Source organism: Methanosarcina sp. 2.H.T.1A.6 (assembly GCF_000979455.1).
GTDB lineage: Archaea > Halobacteriota > Methanosarcinia > Methanosarcinales > Methanosarcinaceae > Methanosarcina.
This window is the reverse complement of sequence record NZ_JJOY01000015.1, coordinates 21,129-27,128: the sequence shown is the minus strand read 5'-3', so window position 1 is coordinate 27,128 and position 6,000 is coordinate 21,129. Positions and strand designations below refer to the sequence as shown.

Below are 6,000 nucleotides of genomic sequence, written 5' to 3'. Positions count from 1 at the left end.
TTACGATAGAAAGAGAGGGCATGCCCAGCTAATACACCATATCTCCTAATAACTATTTTGATACTTCCCGGCTATAAGGAGGAGAGGAGCCCCGCATATATAGCCACCATTTTAAACAATGCTACATATTAAGAGTAAGCTAATCCCAAAACTCAAAATTGCCTCTCCGAGTCTCGTATTTCAAACAATTAATCGAGTTTCGGATCATGGAAAATAGGCATCACCTCCAAATGAATGGAAAAGCTTTCTTCTTTCAACTCAATGCACTTTCTCTGAGGAGTTGATGCAAGGACAATTATATAATACCGATTGAATATAAATTGAAGATCTTTACATTCCCACATCTTTTTTAAACTTTATTTTTCATCAACCATATTTTTTAACTTAATTCATCTGAAAAAAAGCAGCAGAAGTTTTATTATATACTTTCTGGCTCTATATCCCTTTATATGGCTGATGAGAAGCAGATATCGAGGATCGTTCCGGATACCAGCGTGATAATTGACGGGAGGCTTTCTTCCCGCATCAAAAGTGGTGAGTTCAGGGGCGTTGAAGTTGTTGTTCCCGAAGCTGTGGTATCGGAGCTTGAAGCCCAGGCAAACAGGGGCAGAGAAATAGGTTTCAAAGGGCTTGAAGAGCTTTCGGAACTTCGGAAGCTATCAGACAGAGGGGAGATTCAGCTTAAGTTCAGCGGGGTTCAGCCCACCCCTGAGGAAATCAGGCTTTCTAAAGAGGGAAGGGTAGATGCCCTTATCCGGCGTACGGCTCTTGAGGTGGGAGGGCTGTTTGTTAGTGAAGACCGCGTACAGTCTCTGATAGCTAAGGCAAAAGGACTTGATGTTGAGTACATTCATCCCAAAGTTCTGGACCCGTCAGAGTTCGGTCCTCTCAAAATAGAGCATTTTTTCACTGATGATACGATGTCCGTACATCTCAAAAATGCGGTTTCTCCAATGGGTAAGAAAGGTCCTGTAGGGAATGTGCGTTATGTACGGATCCGGGAAGAGCCTTCAACTTCTCAGGAGCTTTCCAGCATCTCAAAAGAACTTATTGAGAGGGCGAGGCTGGACCCTGAATCCTTCATAGAAATGTCCTCGAGCGGGGCTACGGTCCTGCAGATAAGAAACATGCGGATTGCAATTACACATCCTCCTTTCTCCGATGATATGGAAATAACTGTCGTCAGACCTACAGTTGTTGTTGACATTGAGCACTACCACCTGAACGAGAAGCTGAAAGAGCGTATAGTAAGTCAGCGTGGAGTCCTTATTGCAGGTCCTCCGGGAGCCGGGAAATCCACATTTGCTGCAGGGGTTGCCCGCTATTTGAATGACCATGGGCAGGTAGTCAAGACCATGGAATCCCCAAGGGACCTGCAGGTGCCTCCTGAGATCACTCAGTATTCCCCCCTTAATGGGAAGATGGAGAACACCGCTGATCTCTTGCTTCTGGTCAGGCCGGACTACACTATCTATGACGAAGTACGAAAAACCGGGGACTTTCTGATCTTTGCGGACCTGCGCCTTGCAGGAGTCGGGATGATAGGAGTCGTACATGCAACCAGGGCAGTGGACGCCATTCAGCGCCTTATCGGAAGGGTTGAACTGGGTGTAATCCCGCAGGTAGTGGATACTGTAATTTTCATCGATAAAGGAGAGGTTGCAAAAGTCCTGGTGCTCGCCTTTACAGTTAAGGTTCCTTACGGGATGACCGAGCAGGATCTTGCAAGGCCGGTAATTACCATTGCGGATTTCGAAACTGGCAAGAGTGAGTATGAAATTTACACATACGGAGAACAGGTTGTAGTCATGCCAATCGGCGCTTCCAAGGAAAGCCGGAAACCTGCCTGGAAGCTTGCTGAAGAAGAGATCAGGAACGTAATCAGCAGGTATGCAACAGGTCCCGTTGAAGTGGAAGTGACCTCAGACGACAGTGCAATCGTAAAGGTCCATGATGAGGATATGAGAAAGGTTATCGGCAAAGGCGGGAACGTCATTGACAGGATCGAAAATATCCTTGGGCTCCACATCGACGTCAGGGAGATGGAAGCCGAAATTCCAAGAGGTGTAAAAGCCCAGAAGCGCGGGGCTGAACGCAAAGCTTTCCCGGGAAAGGCCAGAGAAACTGTGCCTGAGAAAGGTGTTCCTGCATCTCCGGTTCATCCCATCATTGAAAGGACCAAGAAGCACCTTATCCTTGGGGCTCTCGAGCTTGCAGGAAAGGACGTAGAGGTTTTCATCGAAGACGAATATCTCTTCAGTGCAACTGTTAGCCGGCATGGAGACGTGAAACTCAGAGTAAACTCGGACCTTGCATCGGAAATTCTGGAAGCTCAGGATAGCGGAGAGATTGTTGAGGTCAGACCGATCTGATTTTCTCATTTTCCTTTTATATCCTTAACTTTTCGCTTCTTTTTTAGATTTCCCCTGTTCTGTTTTTTCCGATCCCCGGTCCTTTTTGAAAATCGGTTTTAGAGGTCAGGGGACATATTTCCCAATTAAAAAGGAGCCACCTGTTCAGCCTTATTTCAAGTCATATTTCTGACAGACCCCATGACTTGGTAAAAAAATTTATATACTGTTTGGGTATGATTTCATATTAGAAATTTTAAGGGGTTATGGTTCAATTGAGTAAATCATATCAGTTAGAGCCCGAAATCAGGGATGATTTGCAGGGGAGAATCGAGGTTTTTGACCAGAGCATCAGAAGTTTTGAAAAGCGGCTGAGAGCAGTTGAGCGCCGCTTATCCCTTGAAGCATCTCAGACTTTGCAGGCTGGAAAGGCTTTTTCAGGAATGTCTCCAGATTCGTTTCAAGAGGAAAACTCTGCAAATCTTGCGGCAGGCTCTTCAGTTTCTCCAAAGGGACCCTCTGTTTCTCCTGAAGCTTCATTTTCTCTTCCGGAGAATTCTCTGCTTTCAGACTCTGTTCCGTCACTCACTCAAGAGGATGTTTCAACTTTTGCCTTCGGCGCAGTGCTTCCCTCTTCAGACGCCTCAAATGGTTCCACGATTTTTCTTGATAGTTCTTCGGATGTTTCGGGAATCAGTTACAGAGTAAAGGATATAAGTAGTCTTTTTTCCAGCCTCTCCGAAAGCCTCCATTCTCTACAGGCTGCTATATCCGAACTTTCGGATTTTGTGCACAGCAACCTTAAGCCAGAGGTCGAAAAACTGGAGAATGAAGTCAAGGACATTCAAGGTCAGGAAAGCGCATCAGAAGAACATATACGAAAATTTGAATCCCGCATTGAAACCATTGAAAATCGAGATAGGTTTACTCTTGGCTCGATAAAAGTTCCGGTAGAAATATCAGGAATTGCCGGGTCTTCCGTCCTTTTCCTTACAGGGTTTCTGATCTGGTCTGGCCGTTGGGATATAATAAGGTCTCCTTACTTCTCAACCGGGCTTGCAGTAATTATGGCAGGAGCTGTACTTTTGAAGTTTTATATGGTTAACCGAAAGCAAAAATCGTTAACTAACTGATGATAGAAAGGAGTAGTGATAGAAAGGAGTAGTGATGGAAAGGAGTAGTTAGCAATAAATTACCATACTCAGCAATAAAACAATAAAAGGCAAACAATTAACAGTAAGTCATCAGTAATTAGCAATAAAATAGTTAATGATAAATAATATTTGCTGAATATTTAATGTAATTCTCAATCAGTGAGAATATATAAAATATATAGGAATAAATTGATTACTTTAAGCCATAATACATTTTTCAGGACTGATGCCATAAACGATATCAGTGGATCAGTCTCAAAACATTTTTATATAATCACTCCTTATAATAATAGATTCAGATATTATACGGGGTGGTATCATAATCGAATTAACTAAAGCTCTTATTCTCGGCTTCACAGTAGGCATATCTGCAGCCATTATCCCCGGGCCCATGATGTTCGCAACAATCGGGGCATCTTTTCAAAAAGGCTGGCGAGCAGGACCTTCGGTATTTCTGGGTCACGCCCTTGTGGAACTCATCTTTTTCGTGCTTATTCTGATAGGTGCATCAGCTTTCCTTGGAAAAACAGTAATCTCGTATCTGGCTGTAATAGGCGGCTTAATGATGGTGATCTTCGGGCTCGCAATGATTAAAAACGCAAAAGAAGCCTCTACAATGGATATATCTATTTCAGCCAGCAGCCTGAATCTCTCTTCAGGTCCTATATCTTCAGGAATTATAACTTCGGCATTGAACCCTTTCTCAGGCACGGTATCCGCAGGAATTATAACCTCGGCACTGAATCCTTTTTTTGTTGCATGGTGGTTGACAGCAGGCAGTGCACTCATCCTTCAGGAGTATCTTATAGGCACCCTTGCAGTAATTGCATTTGTTGTCGGGCACTGGATAGCAGACCTTGGATTTCTTGTAGCTGTATCTTCATCCTTTTCCAGAGGAACGGAAGTAATTTCACAGTCCACGCATGAAAAACTGGTATACCTCTGTGGAGGTTTTATGGCATTCTTTGGGCTGTGGTTTATGATCAATAACAACAACGTTTTGTAATAATTAATTCTGTAAATAAAAACGTATCGGCATTTAAATGAAGATGTAGGAAAAAACAGGTTTTTTACCCCTTCTTTTTTAGAGGACTGATTCTCTAGATACTGAATTATTCAGGAAGCTTTAACTCCTCTTTACCTTAATAAAATATTCCTCACTAAAATCCCTATATCCTGTTTTCATTGCTTTTACTGCAACATACCCTTCGGATTTTCCGGCAGGCAACTCGGGATTTAAAATATTTATTATTACGTTACCATCATTGCCCGTGATACCTGAATACGCTTTATTTCTGTCCGGGCTCCAGACAATTACGTTTGCTTCTCCCACCCCGCGGTTTTCCCTGTCAAGCACGCTTATCTGCAGGCTAAAGTTGGACTCCCCTCCTCCGGAGTTGAGTGAAAATGTGCTTACATTTGCTATTGCATACATGGGCTCCGCAGGGGATGGAGCAGCTGAAAGGGCTGAGAGAATCGAATAAAACCCGATAAAACCAACTATTGAAAGAACTACAATTCTTATCGGAAGCCCGACGGTTCCGGCTTCATTCTCTTTGAGTTTTTCCGGCAGCATACTCAACCCCTTTCTCCAGCTTTACTCATGCCAAACATGCAATTAGCGAGTCTTGATAATCATAACTGCATCCTTTCTCTCGTAATCATAGAAACCGTCTGCCAGGATTTTCAGGTCCATCGTGCCTTCATTCTGGTTCGGGTCAAGTCGGACCAGCGCATCCCCGGTTGTTGTCAGAACAGTAATCCCATTAATATCAGTCGTGTTTGAGGCTGCCCCCCCGAGCCCCCTCAGGACAACGTTTGCATCTCTAACCGGATTTCCGTCTTTATCTGTCACCTTTATTTCCGCGGAAACGACAAACGTGTTCTGTGCAGTAGTGGCATCTACTATTATCGAGTTTCCTTGCTGAAGGCTTCCCCCGGATCCCGTCCTTTCAACAAAGACTGACATTTCCTTTGTAGGAGTCGGTATTATCGAAATAAGCGTTGCGAGGGCAACCATCCCGACAACGAGCATTACAACAATATTTATTGGTAATTCCATTGCTTTCTCATCATGTCTGAATAACTGAAGTCCCTTCATATTTTCCCCCCGTTTTTTACTCTGTAATTTTTTATCATAATCATGTAACATTCTATGAATATTCAATCATTCTATTTATAACTTTTTGATATGTTGTCAGGATTGAATATTTATGGGATGACTGAAGTATATATGTTTAAAGAATATATATCTTTATATAGATCTTTTTATCATATTCTTTTTACTATCGCAAAATCAGCCTTACTAATTGCTAAGAAGGGGAAACAGGTTTTTGACCCAAGAATGTTCTGATGAACCAGATGAATCGGACCATAGACGTAGTTTTTTGTGTCTTTTCGGACTGCATGACTGGAAACGAAAAAGCGGAGCGCTCTGCTGTCTGCCAACAGTGCTAGAAAAACGTTACGAATGCGTTCGCTGTGGCAAGTACAAG

General features: G+C 43.2%; 5 protein-coding genes. 3 read left to right on the top strand and 2 right to left on the bottom strand.

What is annotated here, in order from left to right; all coding sequences use genetic code 11:
• The first annotated feature begins 449 nt into the window (after positions 1–449).
• The 3 genes from EO98_RS04290 (at position 450) to EO98_RS04280 (ending at position 4,511) form a co-directional block, all read left to right on the top strand.
• A complete protein-coding gene (locus tag EO98_RS04290) occupies positions 450–2,372 on the top strand; it encodes a PINc/VapC family ATPase (RefSeq protein WP_048142867.1) in 1,923 nt (640 codons plus the stop codon).
• A 245-nt stretch (positions 2,373–2,617) separates the two neighbouring features.
• The gene (locus EO98_RS04285) at positions 2,618–3,484 is read left to right on the top strand and encodes a hypothetical protein (RefSeq protein WP_082098467.1); all 867 of its coding nucleotides are present in this window, start codon (positions 2,618–2,620) and stop codon (positions 3,482–3,484) included.
• Positions 3,485–3,788: 304 nt separating this feature from the next.
• Positions 3,789–4,511, top strand: a complete 723-nt coding sequence (locus EO98_RS04280; RefSeq protein WP_311135552.1) for a LysE family transporter — start codon at positions 3,789–3,791, stop codon at positions 4,509–4,511.
• Positions 4,512–4,631: 120 nt separating this feature from the next.
• On the opposite strand, the gene EO98_RS04275 is transcribed toward EO98_RS04280, so the two are convergent.
• Both EO98_RS04275 and EO98_RS04270 read right to left on the bottom strand, forming a co-directional pair.
• Entirely contained in the window at positions 4,632–5,081 is a 450-nt protein-coding gene (locus EO98_RS04275) for a hypothetical protein (protein ID WP_048142860.1), read from the bottom strand.
• Between the two features lie 42 nt (positions 5,082–5,123).
• Positions 5,124–5,606, bottom strand: a complete 483-nt coding sequence (locus EO98_RS04270; RefSeq protein ID WP_048142857.1) for a hypothetical protein — start codon at positions 5,604–5,606, stop codon at positions 5,124–5,126.
• Positions 5,607–6,000: the final 394 nt, after the last annotated feature.

Coding starts and splice junctions, on each gene's coding strand:
- EO98_RS04290 (WP_048142867.1), top strand. CDS start 450: ATGGCTGATGAGAAGCAGATATCGAGGATCGTTCCGGATACCAGCGTG.
- EO98_RS04285 (WP_082098467.1), top strand. CDS start 2,618: ATGGTTCAATTGAGTAAATCATATCAGTTAGAGCCCGAAATCAGGGAT.
- EO98_RS04275 (WP_048142860.1), bottom strand. CDS start 5,081: ATGCTGCCGGAAAAACTCAAAGAGAATGAAGCCGGAACCGTCGGGCTT.
- EO98_RS04270 (WP_048142857.1), bottom strand. CDS start 5,606: ATGAAGGGACTTCAGTTATTCAGACATGATGAGAAAGCAATGGAATTA.